Here is a 17,606-nt window from a genome sequence, read left to right on the forward strand (position 1 = left end):
TATAACCTAATTAATAATTCTAACTATTTAAATCATGAAATACTTAAATGATGGATTTGGCTTTCTGAAGCCATACAAAAAAATGAGGTGGATAAAGAAGCGGAGTTGGTTAGTAATCTGCATAATGCTTGTTTTCAGTTTAAGATTATTTGCAAGTAGTTATGGTCAATCAATTTCCATCCACGTAAAGGAGGTTCCGTTGATTGAAGTCATGAAAACCATTCAAAATCAAACCGGCCACTCCTATTTTCTTAATGGCAAAGATCTGGCAAATTTAAAAGTCAGTGCGGCATTGAACAATGCAGATTTAAAGACTACGATGGGTGCATTGTTAAAGGGAAAACCGGCGACATGGTCCATGAAAGGGAAAACTATTATTATCCGGAAGATCAATTCAAATAGCAAAGAGACAAGGTCTGAAAGTTCAGAAACTAGTGTTGAAGCAAAACAGCAAACAGTTTCTGGAAAAGTAACGGATAGCCAAGGTAATGCTTTGATAGGTGTGACCGTGAAAGTTATAAACAGCAACATTGCCACCTCTACAAATGAAAATGGTGAGTATGAATTGACCATTCCAGCGGAAGCAACTTCGTTAAGTTTTTCCTTATTGGGGTTTCAAGTTGAGGAGGTTTTATTAGAGGGTAGATCAGTTGTCAATGTCAGTTTGAAGGAAGGCTCCAATGATTTAGAGGAAGTCGTTGTTGTCGGCTATGGTACTCAATTGAAAAGAGATTTAACGGGAGCTGTTTCCAAAATTGATGGGGAGGATTTAAAGAATATGCCTATTCGGAATGCGACGGAAGGCTTACAAGGTCAAACTTCAGGGGTTCAAGTTACATCAACTGGAGGAAGTCCAGGTACACCGCCAGCAGTAAGAATTCGCGGTATTGGTACAGTGAATGACAATAACCCATTATATGTGGTCGATGGATTGCCACAGAGTGATATTGGCTGGTTAAATCCGAATGATATCATCAGTATGGAAGTATTGAAGGATGCTTCTGCAACTGCGATTTATGGTTCGAGAGCGGCTAACGGGGTCATTATGGTAACTACTGCTAAAGGTGCGCAACGTGGTAATGAACTCAGCAATCTAATATCATTTGATAGTTATTTAGGGTTTCAAAATCCCATTAAGACCTATGAGATGATGAATGCCAAAGAATTTATGGAGTATAAAAATTTAGCCAATACCAATGCTGGATTAGACCCCTATTTTACAGATCAGGATAAGGCAGATGTTTTGAAATTCTTAAAATCGAATACAGGATCTGAGGAAGGGACAAATTGGTGGAAGGAAATCAACAATAAAGATGCTTTGGTTCAGAACTATGATATAGCTATTTCGGGTGGAATCAAAGATTTGGCTTATCGTTCAAGTTTCAGTTATATGGATCAAGAAGGGATTATCAGTGGTTCGGATTATGATCGGATGTCTTGGAGAACAAATTTCAATCATAATTTGAGGGAATGGTTGTCTATTTCCGGAAACTTTGGGTTGATCAATGAAGGGCGAGGAAATGTGTTAGAGGGCAGCCCAGGTTTTAATACGGCATTTATTTCCTTTGTTGCGGATCCAATTTCGCAGGTTTATAGAACAGACCTTAAAGATATTCCAGCATTTTTAAAGGATGGTTTATTTTTAGACAGGATAGATCCCAATAATCCATGGTCTTCCTATGGGCCAATTTTGATGACGAATAAGGAAAATCCAGTTGCACAAACGGAGATTTATAAGAACAATCGTTGGAAAGGGATTGCAATCAAAGGAGGTGGTGCTGTGGATATAAAGATAATGCCATGGTTAAAGTTCAGAAGTAGTTTAGGGATTGATTTACAAAGAGGAGTTTCCAATTATTTCTTACCAAAATATTATTTAAATGGGAACCAATTCAACAACGATGCGACAGTAGGAGCTTCGAATTCGTTGACCAATTATTACGTTTGGGAGAATACATTGACCTATGAAAAGGAGATTGAAGACCATAAGATGTCCTTGATGGTTGGTACCTCGGCAGAGCAATGGAAGGGAGAATCTTCAGGAGCATCGCGTCAGGGTTTAGTATCCAATGATCCAAGCCAATGGATTATTAATGCTGGTTCCATCAATCCCCAAGCTTCGGGAACAAAATGGGAGAATGCCTTAAATTCATATTTCGGCAGAGCATTTTATTCTTATAAGAACAGGTATATGGTTACTGCGAATTTACGGTATGATGGTTCTTCCAATTTTGGAGAAGGCCGTAAATGGGGAACATTTCCATCGGTTTCTGCAGGATGGAATTTTTCAGAGGAAGACTTTATGGATGATGTTTCCTGGTTAGATGCAGGTAAGTTGAGATTGAGTTGGGGTATGATAGGAAATCAGAACATTGGTGGTGGAGCCTATTTAACAACCTATTCAGGAAATATGGGTTATTATTTATTTGGCCCCCGCAATCCACAATTAATTGGCGGAAGTAATTACATCGGAAATCCCTTGATCCAATGGGAACAGACAGAGCAATTGGATATCGGATTAGAATTGGCCTTCTTGCAGAACAAGTTACATTTCAATTTTGATTATTATAAGAAAACCACAGATGGGATGTTGTTAAATGTTCCACTACCGGCCTATTTAGGCTTTCCTAATAGTCCGTGGTCGAATGCTGGTGGAGTTCAAAACTCAGGATTGGAGTTTGATATATCCTATAAAGACAAGGTTGGAGAATTTGGTTATAGCATTGCAGCCAATGCTTCTACGGTTAAGAATAAGGTTCTTAGTTTAGGAGGTGGTGAGCCAATTACAGGTGGAGGATGGATTTCTTATTCCACTACCATGACTGAAGAAGGCAAACCAATTGGTTATTATTATGGATTTAAAACAGATGGTATTTTCCAGAACCAGGCAGAAGTTGACAATTATTTCCAAGAAGGTGCTAGGCCTGGGGATTTAAAATTTGTGGACTTGAATAATGATCAAGTCATCAACAACTTAGACCGTACGGATATTGGCGATCCTTTTCCAACATTGACTTATGGTTTTAGATTAGGAGCGGATTACAAGGGCTTTGATTTACAGGTTCTAGGACAAGGAACCTATGGTAATGAAATCATGAACATCGCAAAAATAGACATGAAATCTGGTGTTGGTTGGTATAATGCGCCTAAGGATTTGATGACAGAAGCTTGGTCACCGACTAACCCTAGTAATACGCAATTTAAAATCAGTGCTGCAAATCAGAACAACCTTCAAATATCGGACTGGTTGGTTGAGGATGGATCATACTTAAGGATTAAAAGTATTCAATTGGGTTATACCCTACCTTCTACCCTGTTTAAGAATGCTCGGATAGATAGGTTGAGATTATGGGCAGGTGCATATAATCTATTCACCTTCACAAAATACACAGGATTAGATCCAGAAATAGGCAGTGGTTCGCCATTGAATATGGGTGTTGACCAAGGATACTATCCTATTGCAAAGTCGTATATGTTTGGTGTTAATTTTAGCTTTTAAGTCATGAAAAGAAAAATTGTTAAGGCATTGGTGTTATCAGCTTTATTAATACCAATGGGCTGTAAAAAAGATTATTTGGAACGGGATCCATATGGGATTCTGAACCAGGGAGAATATTTTAAAACGGATGGTGCTGGGTTGAAGTTATTGACCAGTTGCTATATTCCAATGGCAGACTCTTGGGGTTATACGATCAATAAGGTTGCTATTGGGGATGAGGTAGTAGATAATGCCGGTGCTGGGGGTTCAGATCCTGGGGATCGACCACAGACTACCGAAGTTGGAAGAGGAAGACCCTTAGCTTCGAATGCTTTATTGTTTGAAACTTGGGCAAATCGATTCAAGGGCATCGGGAACTGTAATATTGCATTGGCAGGTTTCGAAAAGGAAGGAGCCAATCTTATACAAGATGGTAAACCAGTATCCGCCGAAACGGTGAAGCGATATATCGCTGAGGTTAAATTTCTCAGAGCATGGTATTATTTTGACTTGGTAACAGTCTTCAAGGAAGTTCCTTTGATTGTTCAAGTTGAAGATCCATCCACACGGAAAGAGAAGGCACCTATTGCGGATTTACGGGGTCAGATTTACAAGGATCTGGATGAGGCGATAGCCGAAGTGAATTTGCCACGCGGGTCAGGATTAACGAGTGCAGAAGCTGGCAGGGTAAGCAAGGATGCAGCCTTGGCATTGAAGGCACGTGCGGCTTTATTTTTTGCAGGTTTAATGGAGCAAAGCATACTTACTGGCGATTCAAAAGCTGAATATACTTTGGCAAAAAATGCGGCGGCAGATATTGTACAAAAAAGTGGTTTGAGTTTACTTCCAGATTTTCAGGATTTGTTCCGTGGAGATTATCAGGTTGGACCATTTTCAAAAGAAAACATTTTGGGTGTAATGCACAAATACGATCCTGCATTTGGCTTGGGTGGAGATGCCTTTGCCATTATGAACGTAGGGCGTAATAATGTTGGCGGCTGGGGTGGTAATACACCTACCAAGGACTTGGCAGCATCATTCCATGCTCAAGATCCGCGAAAGATGTTTACCATTATCAGCCATAATGATATTTTCAAAACAAGCACAGGCGGTCAGGAGGTACATAACTACAGAGGCTATTTCAATGATTTTGATTTACAACAGAGCAGAAAAGCATTTGTTCCGCAACAATATCGCGAAAACAACGATTTGTTGCGTAGTAAATGGCAGCCCTACTGGATTAGGTATTCCGAGGTTCTCTTGGTCTATGCAGAGGCCATTATCAAATCAGGTGGTAGTTCTGCCGAAGCCCTTCCCTACTTAAATCAGGTTAGAAAAAGAGCTTTTGTGACGACATCAAAGGTCGACGAGCCATCTGTATATAGGCTATTTGCCAAGGATTTAAAACCTATTTCAGAAGCTGAATTTAACAGCAGTTATGCTATAAAAGCTACGGACAATGTTTTGGATGCTATTCGGAAAGAAAGGAGAAATGAGTTAGCCTTAGAAGGATTCAGGTTATATGACTTGATTCGTTGGGGAACATACGCATCTACGATGAAGGCATTTTATGCGAAGTATGGTTTTGCGGATAAGGGTCGGGATGCCAGTGAAAAGAGCTGGCCATTTCCAATCCCACAAATAGAAATCGATCGCTCAAATGGTGTTTTAATACAAAATTCAAATTATTAATTATGGACAGAAGGAAATTTTTAAAGAACACTGCAACTGTTGCAGGCTTTTCAATTGTATCAAGTAATGTATTAGGTAAAACCTTGGGCTATGTTGCACCAAGTGATAAATTAAATATTGCGGGTATTGGTGTTGGTGGTATGGGCCGGCGTAACCTTGCCAATATGAACACAGAGAATATTGTGGCATTATGCGATGTGGATTGGCGATATGCGCAGAAAACATTTGATGATTATCCTAATGCCAAAAAGTTTAAGGATTGGCGAGAGATGTATGATCAGATGGGTGATTCCATAGATGCTGTCATGGTTGCTACACCAGATCATTCACATGCTGTTGCAACTGCACATGCTATTACTTTAGGAAAGCATTGTTATACGCAGAAACCATTGACCCACTCTGTTTATGAATCTAGGTTATTAACCAATTTAGCAAAGAAATATAAGGTTGCTACTCAAATGGGGAATCAAGGAAATTCCTTTGATTGGTGTAGACAGATTGCAGAGTGGATTCAGTCTGACGCTATTGGGGAAGTTTATGAGGTTCATTGTTGGACTGACAGACCGATCTGGCCACAGGGATTGATGAAGCCAAATGAAGGGATGTCAGTTCCAGATACCTTGGCTTGGGATTTATTTATTGGTCCTGCTGAAAACAGGCCATATAATAGTGTTTATACACCGTGGAATTGGCGTGGATGGTGGGATTTTGGAACAGGAGCCCTTGGGGATATGGCCTGTCATATTATGGATCCTATTTATTGGGCCTTGGATTTAAAATATCCTAATAAAGTTAATGGTAGTTCTACTTTGAGCAATCTATATTCACCACCACATGCGCAGATGGTTCAATATACATTTCCGGCAAGAGGGAAAAAGGGAAAAGTTAATATGCCAGAGGTAAAAGTTTATTGGTATGATGGCGGCTTATTGCCGGAGCGACCATCGGAATTGGCTCCTGGGCAAATGATGGGTGATGAAAATGGCGGAATTATTTTCGTAGGTAAGAAAGGTAAGATCATGACAGGTTGTTATGGCATGAATCCTACCCTATTACCAGTTAGTGAAATGGAACATTTCAAGCAGCCGAAGCCCTGGATTCCAAGAATTCCAGGAGGCAATGGAGACATTTGGAATACCAATGCACATGAGCAGGATTGGATTCGTGCAGCGAAAGAATCACCAAATAACAGAAAGGAATCGAGTTCAAATTTCGGCTTCTCCGGACCATTCAATGAAATGGTTGTAATGGGTGTTCTTGCTGTTCGGTTACAGGGTTTATATCGGGATTTACTCTGGGATGGAGAGAATATGCAATTCACTAATATTAATGAATCAGACAAACTTAAAGTAGTATCGGTTGATGAGTTTAGTGTGGTTGATGGAGATCCGAGGTTCAACAGACAGTTTGTTGAGTTAAATGCGAGAGATGCGGCCAATGAATGGATAAAACATACTTATCATAATGGCTTTAGACTGCCTGATATGCCAAAAGTTTAAGCTATGAAAAGGACAAATAGAAGAGAATTTATTCAACAGTTAGCTATTGTGGGTGGGACGAGTCTTGCGTTTTCTGTTGCACCTGCAGAAGTATTGGCGAAACAGAAGGTTAAAAAAATCGGCATTATTGGACTGGACACCTCACATAGTGAGATGTTCACGAAGGATATCAATGAAGGCAGTCTTAAGGATCGTGGTTATCGGGTAGTTGCTGCTTATCCACATGGAAGTAAAGATATACCATCGGCATTGGGCATGAAACAAGGAATCATCGATGCCGTTAAAAAAATGGGGGTCGAAATAGTAGATTCTATTGATTCATTGCTGAAGCAAGTAGATTACATTTTACTAGAATCCAATGATGGTAGAGTGCATTATGAGCAGGCGGAAAAGGTGATAAAGGCCAAGAAGCCAATGTTTATTGATAAGCCAATGGCGGAGAATTTAGAAAAAGTACAAGCAATTTTTCAGCTAGCTGCTAAAAATAATGTTCCAATTTTTTCATCTTCTTCATTGCGATATGATAAATTGGTTCGGGAGGTGAATGCTGGAAAAATCGGAAAAGTGTTAGGAGCTGATGTTTATACACCTGCCGAAATAGAACCCAACCATATTGATCAAGCATGGTACATGATCCATGGAGTAGAAATGCTATTTTCTGTGATGGGTACAGGTTGCAAAGAGGTATTTAGGGCCTTTCATCCAGATTTTGAACAAGTAGTAGGCATCTGGAATGATGGCAGGATTGGATCTGTAAGAGGGATCAGAAAAGGCGCATCGGATATTGCAGGGATTGCTTTCGGAGAGACAGGAATTTCGCAATTAGGTCCTTTTGCCGGTTATGGTCCTTTAGTTGCTGAAATTCTCAATTTCTTTGACACTGGAAAAGTCCCAGTCAGCAATGAGGAAACGATTGAAATATTCAGATTCATGGAAGCGGCTCAAAGAAGTAAAACTTCACATCAAGTAGAAAATTTATTCTAACTCAACTCAATAAGGATCGAGCTATTAAGTTAATTCTTGATAGCTCACCTTTTTAAAATTAGGTAATCTGATTTTTATAGTTTAAATTTATATTAATTATATCTATAAACCTATACTAACATCTAACATAAAAACTTGAATTTTCCAAATCCACAATTGGCAGCATTAACATCTGGGCAAGAATTTGGTTTAAAACATTACATGAAGGTTCATGGTTCTGCCCTTCGATACTTTGCATTTAGCATTGTTAAGGATAAATCTGTGGCTGAAGAAATAGTTTCAGACTCCTTTGTAAAGCTGTGGACTGGAAGAGAAAAAGTTAGTACAGAGTCTGGAATTAAAGCGTTTCTATATATATCCACCAAAAATGCATGCTTGGACCATATCAACTTATTGAAGAACAAAGTTGTTCATGATTATGAGATGTTGGATGAATTGACAAGTCCAAATGAAGATATCTTAACGAAGATGATTCAAATCGAATTGATAAAGTTGATCGTAGAAGAAGTTGAAAAATTACCTAAACAGCAAGCACGCATATTTAAAATGACCTATTTTGAGCAGAAAGAAACGGAAGAAATTTGTGATGAATTAGGTTTATCCAGCAGCAGTATTTATTTTGCTCGATCAAAAGCCCTCGCAACCCTAAAGAAGGCGTTCGGTTTCAAGAGAAATCCAAATTTTCAGGAATTCACCTTTATTTTATTTCTTATTTCTGATTTTTTAATAGAAAATTAGTCTTTAGCAATTAAATGTAACCTACTATATTTCACGCATTTACATAGCTAATTTTATTTTTTTATTAATAATCTGTAACATTTTATTCAAGATTATATCTAAAAGGAAAAAAACGATTAGTTATGAACTTGAAAAAAATAATAATGGCCATTATCGTAATGGTATTTACGGTAACAGCATCCCATTCACAATCCCCTGAGTATTCTTTTAAAGTTGAGAAATCTGGCACAGGTAATCAAAATATTATATTTATTCCTGGTTTTGCTTCATCTGGCGATGTATGGAATGATACCAGAGATGCTTTGTCCAAAGATAACACCTGTTATATACTGACCATGTCTGGATTTGCGGGCGTCCCTGTAAAAGGAAATCCTACATTTAAAGGCTGGAGAGATGAAGTCATCAAATACATCAAAAATGAAAACATTCAAGACCCAATCATAATTGGTCATAGTATGGGTGGTGTAATGGCAATGGATATCGCTGCGTCAGAACCCACATTAATCAAGAAAATCATTGTTGTGGATGCATTACCTTGCCTTGCAGACTTGAGTAATCCTAATTTTAAATCAAATCCGAATTTGGATTGTTCTGAAATGGTGAAACAATTTTCATCTGTACCAGATGCACAGTTTGAAGCGATGCAAAAGCAAGGCATGACTGGAATGACATCAGATACGGTAAAACAAAAATTAATTTTAGACTGGTCCTTGAAATCAGATAGAAAGATTTTTGCCAAGATGTTTTGCGACTTTAGTAATACTGATTTAAGAGAGGATATTAAAAACATTCAATGTCCAGCATTGATCCTTTTAGAAAGTAGCTTTAACCAAATTAAACCAGCTATTGAAAATCAATATTCAAAATTAAAAACTGCAAAACTAATGTATGCAGACAATAGTTTACATTTCATCATGTTTGATGCAAAAGATTGGTATTTACAGGAGGTGCAAAAATTTATTAAATAATGGATTTTAACAACATATATGAAGAATATTGGGATAAGATTTTCCGTCTCTGCATGGGTTATGTTAATGATACTGACCAAGCAAAAGATCTAGCCCAAGAAACCTTTATCACTGTTTGGGAGAAGCTATCGACTTTTCGAAATGAAGCAAGCATAGGGACTTGGATATTTCGGATCGCCAGCAATACATGTTTGAGTCAAATAAAAAGAAATGAAAGGGCCAATAATATTCCAATTATGGAAATTGAGGATAGCCCAAGCAACTCGACCATGGATGATGAAATACAATTGCTATATCAGTTTATTGCGGAGTTGGCAGAATTGGATAGAATCATTATTTCATTGGAATTAGAAGGAATCAAGCAAAGCGAAATATCAAAAATTGTTGGGTTATCGGATGCCAATATTAGGGTTAAAATTCACAGAATCAAAGAAAAATTAATGTCAAAATTCAAGAGTCATGGAAAATAAGGAGATCAACTTATCCAAATTGTGGAAGCAGCAAGCCTCTATTTCTCCAGATTTGGAAGACTTGAAACAGAGGCTATCAAAATATAAAAAGGAAAATTTAAGGAAGAGAATTTCCTCCAATATTGCCCTAGGAATTACTATTGTGGTAATATTAGGAATTTGGATTCTGTATGATGCAGAAACAATTTTCCCGATGTTAGGCATGTCCTTAATCATTATAGCAATTGGGATTTCACTCATAAAGTTCAATCAGTTCTATAGTTCATTCAAGGATCTCAATAAAAATTTAGAGAATAAAGAATACCTAGAATCCTTATTAGAGATTCAAAAGAAACAAAAGGTTATTCAGACAAGCTTTATGAATATTTACTTTTCACTTCTAACATTGGGATTGGTATTGTACCTATATGAATTCACTTTGAGAATGGACAAAGTAATGGCTATTGTAGCTTATGGACTTACACTTGGATGGATAGTCTTTGTATGGTTTTACCTAAAGCCAAAAATGGTAAAAAAGCAGAATTTAAAATTAGAGCAATACCTCAACTCCATTCAAAACATCATAAATTCAGAAGATTAGTTATAAAAAAAGCCTGCAGGATTACTCTGCAGGCTTTTTTATGTTCAATTGTTAAATTAATTCTTTCCGAATAATCGAGCGAAAAACCCTTTTTTCTTCGGTTGGCCATATCCATAACCATATCCATAACCATACCCACCGTATCCATAACCACCATATCCGTATCCGTATGAGCTTCCAAATTTGACACCATTCAATAGGATTGCCATGTTGGTTAAAGCTGAGGAATCATAGATTTTTTGGATATCTGGTAATTGTCTTCTATCCATTTTTCCAGCACGTACAACGAAGATTGTAACATCAGTTATTCTATTAACAATATCTGCATCTGCCACAATACCTAGAGGTACATTATCCACAATGATATAATCATAGCGTTCTTTCAATTCATTGATTAGGGTATCCAATCTATCGCTCAAAAGAAGTTCTACTGGATTCGGCGCGATTACACCGATAGGAACAATATCAATTTCGGCATCAGTTCTATCTTTATAGATGATCTCATCTACCGTTATTGCACTATCCGATAAATAATGTGTAACACCGATTGGCATTGGGAATTTGGTAATATTACTTAGAGTACCTTTTCTTAAGTCTAAGTCGACTAAAACAACTTTTTTCTTCAAGAAGGTCATACTTACGCCTAAGTTTATTACAGAGAAAGTTTTACCAGCACCAACATTAAAGGAAGTAAAAGTGATAACTTTTTGCTTTTTATCACCAGAGGACATGAAGCTTAAGTTCGTTCTAAAAATTCTGAATGCTTCCGTAACTTCATCTACTCCTTGCTCCTTGATTACGATTTCACTCTTAGCGCTCTTCATTTCAGTTGAGAATGGAATCTCAGCCAAGAATGGAACACTAACTGCATCTTCAATATCTTTTCTGTTTCTGATTTTAGTATTCAGAAGTAACATTAATAATAAGATGGCAGCAGGAACAGCGATACCTATAGCAACACCTATAGCAACTTTCTTAAACTTACTAGGATAGAACGGTGCATCAGAACCCGAAGCGGAATCAATAACACGAATGTTATCATCAGTCATCGCTCTGTTAATAGCATTTTCTTCACGTTTGTTTAATAAGAAGATATAAAGTTCTTCAATAACTTTTTGCTGACGTTCAGCAGATAACATTATTCTTTGTTTAGAAGGAAGGCTACGAGCTTTTCCAATTGCTGCATTTTCTTCATCCTTCATATTACTCATTCTGATTCTAAAACCAGAAATAACGTTGTCAATTGCACGAGCAATATTTTGTCTTACTTGAGATAAGGCATTATTTAAATCTTGAACAATAGGGTTTTCAGAGCTATTACCACTCATTAAGCGATTTCTTCTCAATAACAAGGTGTTGTATTCTGAAATAATATCTTCAATATTATTATCTACTAAACCTGTGTTGCTTGGGATTAAATCATCTACTCTACTTGGATCACTTAAACGCTGACGCATGATCTCAACCAATTTCATCTGAGTAGCAAGTTCTTTACTAGAGCTTTGATAAGTTCTTGATTCTGTCCAGTATTGTTCTCCTGCAGATTTTACATCTAAACCTTGGTTTTGAGTTTTCATTCCCTCCAGGCTAGATTCAACTGAACTAAGTTCCTTTTCTATAATCACAATTCTATCGTTAATAAAGTCTGCCGTATTATTTGCAACAGTCTTTTTATCTTCAATAGTCATTTGATTATAAACTTCGATCAATTTGGTAACCATATCTTCTGCTCTCAAAGGAGAAGCATCTTCCATGGTCATTTTAAGGATTTCAACATCCTCCATTTGAACGATATCCAAATTGCCTAAGAAATATCCAACCATTGATTCAATTGGACTTTTAGTAATTGTAATATCTTCAGAAAGGTTTACTCTGAATTTCTTATCAGAGTTTGCTGAGATAATTAAATTACCAACTGGAGTTTTAGTTTCTGCATTTAATTTAACAGTAACAGTTTTTTCAGGATCTGTATTGGAGAAATTAGATAATTCAACCTGATTGTTTCCTTTATATTTCAAATTGAAGGAGAACCCAGCGTTAGCAGGAGCATTTACAAAACGAACGATAAACGGTGAAGTTTTGTATAATTCAATTGTACGAAGGCCTTCTTCTTTAGTATAAGAAACATCAGCATTCAACAAACTAATGGTATTTCTCATCAATTCTTGAGATCTTAATTGAAGAATCTCCGAATTAACATTTACAATATTATAAAAGTTGTTTGGCCGAGTAATCCTAGAGGCGCTCATAGAATTAGTGGCAGTTTTAATCATTACAGTTTGTTCTTTCTTATATAAGAAAGGAGTTTTGCTATATTGATAGTAATAAAATCCTCCAAAAACTAATATTGATAATAAAAACCATTTCCAGTTCGCCAAAAGATATCTCAAGATATCCAATACATAAAGTGATTGGTCTTGTTTACCTTTTCCTTGAAAAGGTTTGTTCGTTGAATGATTTACCATTAATTCTTAATTTTTATTAAATAATGCCAAAAGGCTAACTCCAAGTGTCAATAATCCAGTTGCAAAACCAATATATCTCCAAGTTAAGTCTTCTCTAGGAGTAGGAACGGCTGAGATTGGTTTTACAAAAACAATATCATTTTGTTTCAAGTGATAGGTTGGTGTTTGAAATAAATTCACATCTTCAATATCACTAGTATACATTTTCATGTTACCATTTTCCTCACGGATAACGGTAATTTCTTTAGTAAGAGCATTTGTTGTTAAACCACCACTACGAGTAATGGCTTCAAGGATTGTAATTTGACCATCAGGTACAGTTAGGATACCCACACCTTTAACCTCACCCATCATCATTATTTTCAGGTTTAGGAGTTCAATTCTAACTAATGGGGCATTAATTAAATTCTCATTCACCAATCTATCCTTTATATAGTTTTTCAGTTCTTCAGTACTCTTGCCTTCAGCTTTGATAATACCTAGGACTGGAAAATCGATATTTCCATTTCTATCTACTAAATAACCTTTTTCGGTTGGAGCGCCGGTTGTAGAAGTTGAAATTTCTCCTTTATCACCAACATTGTAAATACCACCATCAGGATTGAATGGAGCAGCCAATTCAGGGGTTTTTGAACTGATAATGATACTCAATCTATCATATTTTTGAATCTTTAAGGTTGGAACTTCCTGTACTGGATAGTCGGTACCAGGAATCATGTTTTCAAGGTAAGTTACCTTTTTCGAAACAACGCATGAACTAAGTGTGAACACAGTCAATGCAATAAGGCTGATAATTAATCTATTCATCTTCAAGTTTATTTACTTTTTTAACTTCATTAAAACATAGTATGGCAGCATCTTGATTTGGTAGACAATCTAATTGTCCAATCTCAGAATACTGAATAATTTTTTCTAAAATACTGACCATCGAAGAAAAGATATCTGGATTCCAGCGGATGGCGGTGAAACTTGGTAATAGTGCCAATAAAGATTCAACACCTTTACTTTTCCAATCCATTTTATTTTCCTTTGATTGAGTCAATCTAACGATTGACAATAATTTATATTTTTTATTGATATAACAAGCTGTTTTCCCACTCCAAGGCGTTCCATAAATAAACACCTCCTCTCCTACAACTTTAACGGCTGGGTTATCATCGTTCAACAGCTTGAATCCTGGAATATTATTAATCCATAATCTGCTGTGAGTACTTTTTCCGGTTCCGCTTTTCCCCAAAAATGCGACCGCATATTTTCCATTTTCTACAACTGAAGAATGGATTAATGCTGTATTATTTGAAAGAACACGTTGGCCAAATGCAACCATAATCATCCAGCTCAGAATATTGGATTCATATAATTCTTGCTTTTTAATATGGATTTTAGAATTTTTAAATTCCTTGTCACTAACCATTCTCCAAACATCCGAATCGCTATTATTATTGACTACGGAAGTGATATAATGGGAATCAGTTTCTTCAAACTTGAACCGGTCGCCCCATACAATTGAAACATCACTTAATAATTTGGAGTTTGTTAAATCTACATTGGTTGGTTCATTTACAAGCTCAATATTGACATTTGCTACTTGTTGTGAATTTTCTTCTATTTCAAATCCTTGAAATGAAGGCAAACTACTTTTTATATCAATTGAATCATCATAAACAATTCTGATTATATTATCTGCTACTTCGTAGTTTGTTGTTTTCATTTCTTCTAAAAAATATGTTTACTGCATATATACTGTTTGGCTACATTTTTCAGCCAACCTTAAATCATGAGTTACAAAAATTACTATTTTATTTTTTGCAGAACTCAAAAGTCTCTCAATTAATAACTCTGCTGTTTTTTGGTCTAATGCTGAAGTTACTTCGTCAAATAACCAAATACTATTTTCTTTCATTAAAGCCCTTGCTAACGCTATTCTCTGTGCCTGACCTTCAGACAATCCATATCCAGACTCTCCAATCGTTGTATTTAACCCATCAGGTAAATCATAAACAAATTCAGAGCAGCTCTGATAAAGAACTTCATATAACTTCTCTGGAGATACATTTTCAGTATCTGTCAGGATGTTTTCTTTGATGGTTCCGGAAAATAATTTATCACCTTGCGGAACGTAAGCTATATTAATCCGATGATTAGGATTAATAGCAAACAATTCTGAATTAGTCCTTACTGATATCTCCCCTTTATTAGGTTGAATCAAGGCCAGAAGTAATCGAATTAATGTTGTTTTACCTTTTCCACTTGAACCTATGATTGCTGTTGGTTCACCACGTTTTACACGCAGATTAAAATCATCAATCACCAAATTGTCTTCGTATTTAAAGCTTAAGTTTTTAATGATTAATTCTTCAGGATCTTTTATTAATTCTGGTTTGTATTCATCTTCAACTTCAGTTTGAAAAACTTCCTCAACACGTTCTACGGCGGTTCTAAATTTGATAAATACTGGGACAAAGCTCATTAATAACAACAGAGGACCTTGAATACGTCCCACTAATTGTAGAAATGCACTCATCATTCCAAAAGTTATTTCACCAGTTCTTAACTTGTACACTCCCCAAATAAAGGTGAGCAGAAATCCGATATTAATTAATAGCTTCAAAGAACTTTGCGAAATCGTTGAAAAATTCAACAATTTCATTTTTAAATCATAAATATTCGCTTGGCTTTCTTCAACTTTTTTCCATCTGAAATTTTGAAGTCCCAATGCTCTTAAACCCATCCTGAATCTTAAATTCTCTTGCACCACTTTTCCAAGGTTAGATTCTGCGGTTTTCAATGATCGGTTTATTGATCTTAATTTCTTAAAGTAAATCTTAGAAAAGATGAACAAAGGAGAAATTGCCAATATCAAGAGAGCCAACATTGGATCCATTGACCATAATAACCCAAATGATGCAACTAACTTGATGATTGTTACTAAGAATGAAATCAGCGAAAAGCCAAGCATTTGTACAATTTCATTGGCATCGTTATTTATTCTGATTTGCATATCACCTGTATGCCAATTCTTAATAACCTTCCATCTAGATAGCATCTGGATTTTGATTAATTTATTTTGAAGTTGAATAAGCATCTTAGCTCTCGTCTTCTCATTAATCCATAATCCTATTGCTTTTACAATAAGTCCAAGAACGATAAATAATACGGTTAAAATTAAAGCTTGATCAACAGATCCTTTATTAGCATCTATTGCAAAGTCTATTGCTTGTTTTGACCATATCACGAAATATAAAGAACATGCAATCGCGATTAACTCAAGGATGAAAAATAAAATTAATTCACTTTTGTAATCCTTTGATTGCTCCCAAGCCCATTTAAGCTGATATTTTATTCCTGACAACAATATCCTATTTATTAAATCTTGAATAATATTGCATAATTGGGAACCATATAGCTTCTGACGGGGTTACTTGAACATATTTAATGAAACTCTTCCAAATTCGAGATTTCTTATTTGCTCTTTCTCCGGCCAGATAACTTTCCTTTTCAATAAAATTCTCGTTAAAAAAACCAAAGTTTCCGCCAATTAATATGTCTTCAACCATCCAGTCAGCATTTATCTTCAGATTAAAATCATAAGGAACATTTTCTTTATCCATCCCTAAATATTTAACCAATATGACGTGTAACACATCAACCCATTTTCTAATTCCTAGTTTCGAATAAATTCTTTTTAAGTCTTTATTCACTAGTTCATTTCTGTAATGAGCGTAGATACGGGCTGAATCACATAATTGTCTAATCCCAATTCCATAGGACAATAAGTGTTTTAAAATATGTGAATTAGCTTGTACTATCGTCTCTATTGCAGAGGGTAACTTGATATTGCTGCTATTTAAATTTAATATAGTGTAATTATTAATTTCATCTTGATTTAGTTTAGCCAAAATACTTTCCTTAAACGGGTTATGAATATCAAACATTCTTTGATGATGCTCAATTTCAAATCCTTTATAAATATATCCTGCGCTAAAGCCTGGCATTGAGGAAATTTCTAATTCTTTTTTGTTAATAATTTCAAATGCTTTGTCATAACTAGCTTTTTCTCCAAAAAACAAATCAATGTCCCCACACACTCTTCTCATTGGATTATCATAGCATTTTGCTATTCCTTGGCCTTTTAATAAGACCGGTGATAATCCCTCTTTATTGAACATGAATAGCAACTTTTCAATTGCTTCATTCATCATTTCGTTACGTTGAACATGCTTTTCAACTCTCACTGCCCAACTTAATAACAGGCTCTTTGAAGGTTGTAAATGCGATTCTAATTTTTGGATGCCGTCAAATACAATACATTCTACGGTTTGACTAATACTAATTTTATATATTTCATCCCATTCTTGGTTAGTTAGTGGGAAAAACTCTTTATCTAAATTAGCATTTTTCCATAATCCAGCCTTAAGTAATAAAAAAAATATCTTTGTTATTTTGTTTTTTAACATTACTTTATCCGGCTATTAGACCTCCCTTTACGAATACTTGAACTAATTTTTTAGCATCTTGCTTTGCTAACTCCTCCTCAACTTCAAAATTCTCCAACAATAATTGACTTACTGTCTCTTCATCAAATTCTTTGTTTTGGAGTTCTTCCCAAAGAAAGGCAGCCGTTTCATTAAGGGTGAAAACTTTTGACATATCCAACATCTCCTGTCCCGGGTCAATAATCACAAAATCACCTCCTAATTTTCTCAGTTGTAAATCCTTTCTCAATTTCATA

At 35.9% G+C, this 17,606-nt stretch carries 14 protein-coding genes; 8 read left to right on the plus strand and 6 right to left on the minus strand.

Annotation, left to right across the window (positions count from 1 at the left end):
* Positions 1-34 precede the first annotated feature (34 nt).
* The 8 genes from ACF3OC_RS11545 (at position 35) to ACF3OC_RS11580 (ending at position 10,409) form a co-directional block, all read left to right on the plus strand.
* Entirely contained in the window at positions 35-3,499 is a 3,465-nt protein-coding gene (locus ACF3OC_RS11545) for a SusC/RagA family TonB-linked outer membrane protein (RefSeq protein ID WP_392469247.1), read from the plus strand.
* 3 nt (positions 3,500-3,502) lie between these two features.
* Positions 3,503-5,170 carry a RagB/SusD family nutrient uptake outer membrane protein gene (locus ACF3OC_RS11550; RefSeq protein ID WP_392469248.1) on the plus strand — a complete coding sequence of 556 codons (1,668 nt, stop codon included), beginning with the start codon at positions 3,503-3,505 and terminating at the stop codon, positions 5,168-5,170.
* A 2-nt stretch (positions 5,171-5,172) separates the two neighbouring features.
* Entirely contained in the window at positions 5,173-6,669 is a 1,497-nt protein-coding gene (locus ACF3OC_RS11555) for a Gfo/Idh/MocA family protein (RefSeq protein WP_392469249.1), read from the plus strand.
* 3 nt (positions 6,670-6,672) lie between these two features.
* Positions 6,673-7,653 (plus strand): Gfo/Idh/MocA family protein, encoded by a 981-nt coding sequence (locus tag ACF3OC_RS11560; RefSeq protein WP_392469250.1) that lies wholly within the window; start codon positions 6,673-6,675, stop codon positions 7,651-7,653.
* Positions 7,654-7,788: 135 nt separating this feature from the next.
* Complete coding sequence (locus tag ACF3OC_RS11565; RefSeq protein ID WP_392469251.1) at positions 7,789-8,391, plus strand: sigma-70 family RNA polymerase sigma factor; 603 nt, start codon at positions 7,789-7,791, stop codon at positions 8,389-8,391.
* 122 nt (positions 8,392-8,513) lie between these two features.
* Positions 8,514-9,359 carry an alpha/beta fold hydrolase gene (locus tag ACF3OC_RS11570; protein WP_392469252.1) on the plus strand — a complete coding sequence of 282 codons (846 nt, stop codon included), beginning with the start codon at positions 8,514-8,516 and terminating at the stop codon, positions 9,357-9,359.
* The gene (locus tag ACF3OC_RS11575; protein ID WP_392469253.1) at positions 9,359-9,829 is read left to right on the plus strand and encodes an RNA polymerase sigma factor; all 471 of its coding nucleotides are present in this window, start codon (positions 9,359-9,361) and stop codon (positions 9,827-9,829) included. Before ACF3OC_RS11570 ends, ACF3OC_RS11575 begins: the two co-directional genes overlap by 1 nt.
* Complete coding sequence (locus ACF3OC_RS11580; RefSeq protein ID WP_392469254.1) at positions 9,819-10,409, plus strand: hypothetical protein; 591 nt, start codon at positions 9,819-9,821, stop codon at positions 10,407-10,409. Before ACF3OC_RS11575 ends, ACF3OC_RS11580 begins: the two co-directional genes overlap by 11 nt.
* A 56-nt stretch (positions 10,410-10,465) precedes the next feature.
* Here the strand turns inward: ACF3OC_RS11580 and ACF3OC_RS11585 are convergent, their stop codons facing one another.
* From ACF3OC_RS11585 to ACF3OC_RS11610, 6 genes are read right to left on the minus strand one after another with little or no spacing between them, the layout of a single operon-like run.
* On the minus strand, positions 10,466-12,874 hold the full coding sequence (locus ACF3OC_RS11585) for a polysaccharide biosynthesis tyrosine autokinase (protein ID WP_277711017.1): 2,409 nt from the start codon (positions 12,872-12,874) through the stop codon (positions 10,466-10,468).
* A 6-nt stretch (positions 12,875-12,880) separates the two neighbouring features.
* Positions 12,881-13,681, minus strand: coding sequence for a polysaccharide biosynthesis/export family protein (locus tag ACF3OC_RS11590; RefSeq protein WP_094256699.1), 801 nt, complete (start codon positions 13,679-13,681; stop codon positions 12,881-12,883).
* A complete protein-coding gene (locus ACF3OC_RS11595) occupies positions 13,674-14,585 on the minus strand; it encodes a hypothetical protein (protein ID WP_392469255.1) in 912 nt (303 codons plus the stop codon). Before ACF3OC_RS11595 ends, ACF3OC_RS11590 begins: the two co-directional genes overlap by 8 nt.
* 18 nt (positions 14,586-14,603) lie before the next feature.
* On the minus strand, positions 14,604-16,226 hold the full coding sequence (locus ACF3OC_RS11600; protein WP_229678296.1) for an ABC transporter ATP-binding protein: 1,623 nt from the start codon (positions 16,224-16,226) through the stop codon (positions 14,604-14,606).
* Between the two features lie 7 nt (positions 16,227-16,233).
* Positions 16,234-17,331, minus strand: a complete 1,098-nt coding sequence (locus tag ACF3OC_RS11605) for a nucleotidyltransferase family protein (RefSeq protein ID WP_094256702.1) — start codon at positions 17,329-17,331, stop codon at positions 16,234-16,236.
* A 4-nt stretch (positions 17,332-17,335) separates the two neighbouring features.
* The gene (locus ACF3OC_RS11610; RefSeq protein WP_094256703.1) at positions 17,336-17,605 is read right to left on the minus strand and encodes a PqqD family protein; all 270 of its coding nucleotides are present in this window, start codon (positions 17,603-17,605) and stop codon (positions 17,336-17,338) included.
* Position 17,606: the final 1 nt, after the last annotated feature.

Source organism: Sphingobacterium cellulitidis (genome assembly GCF_043187465.1).
GTDB classification, from domain to species: Bacteria; Bacteroidota; Bacteroidia; order Sphingobacteriales; family Sphingobacteriaceae; genus Sphingobacterium; species Sphingobacterium cellulitidis.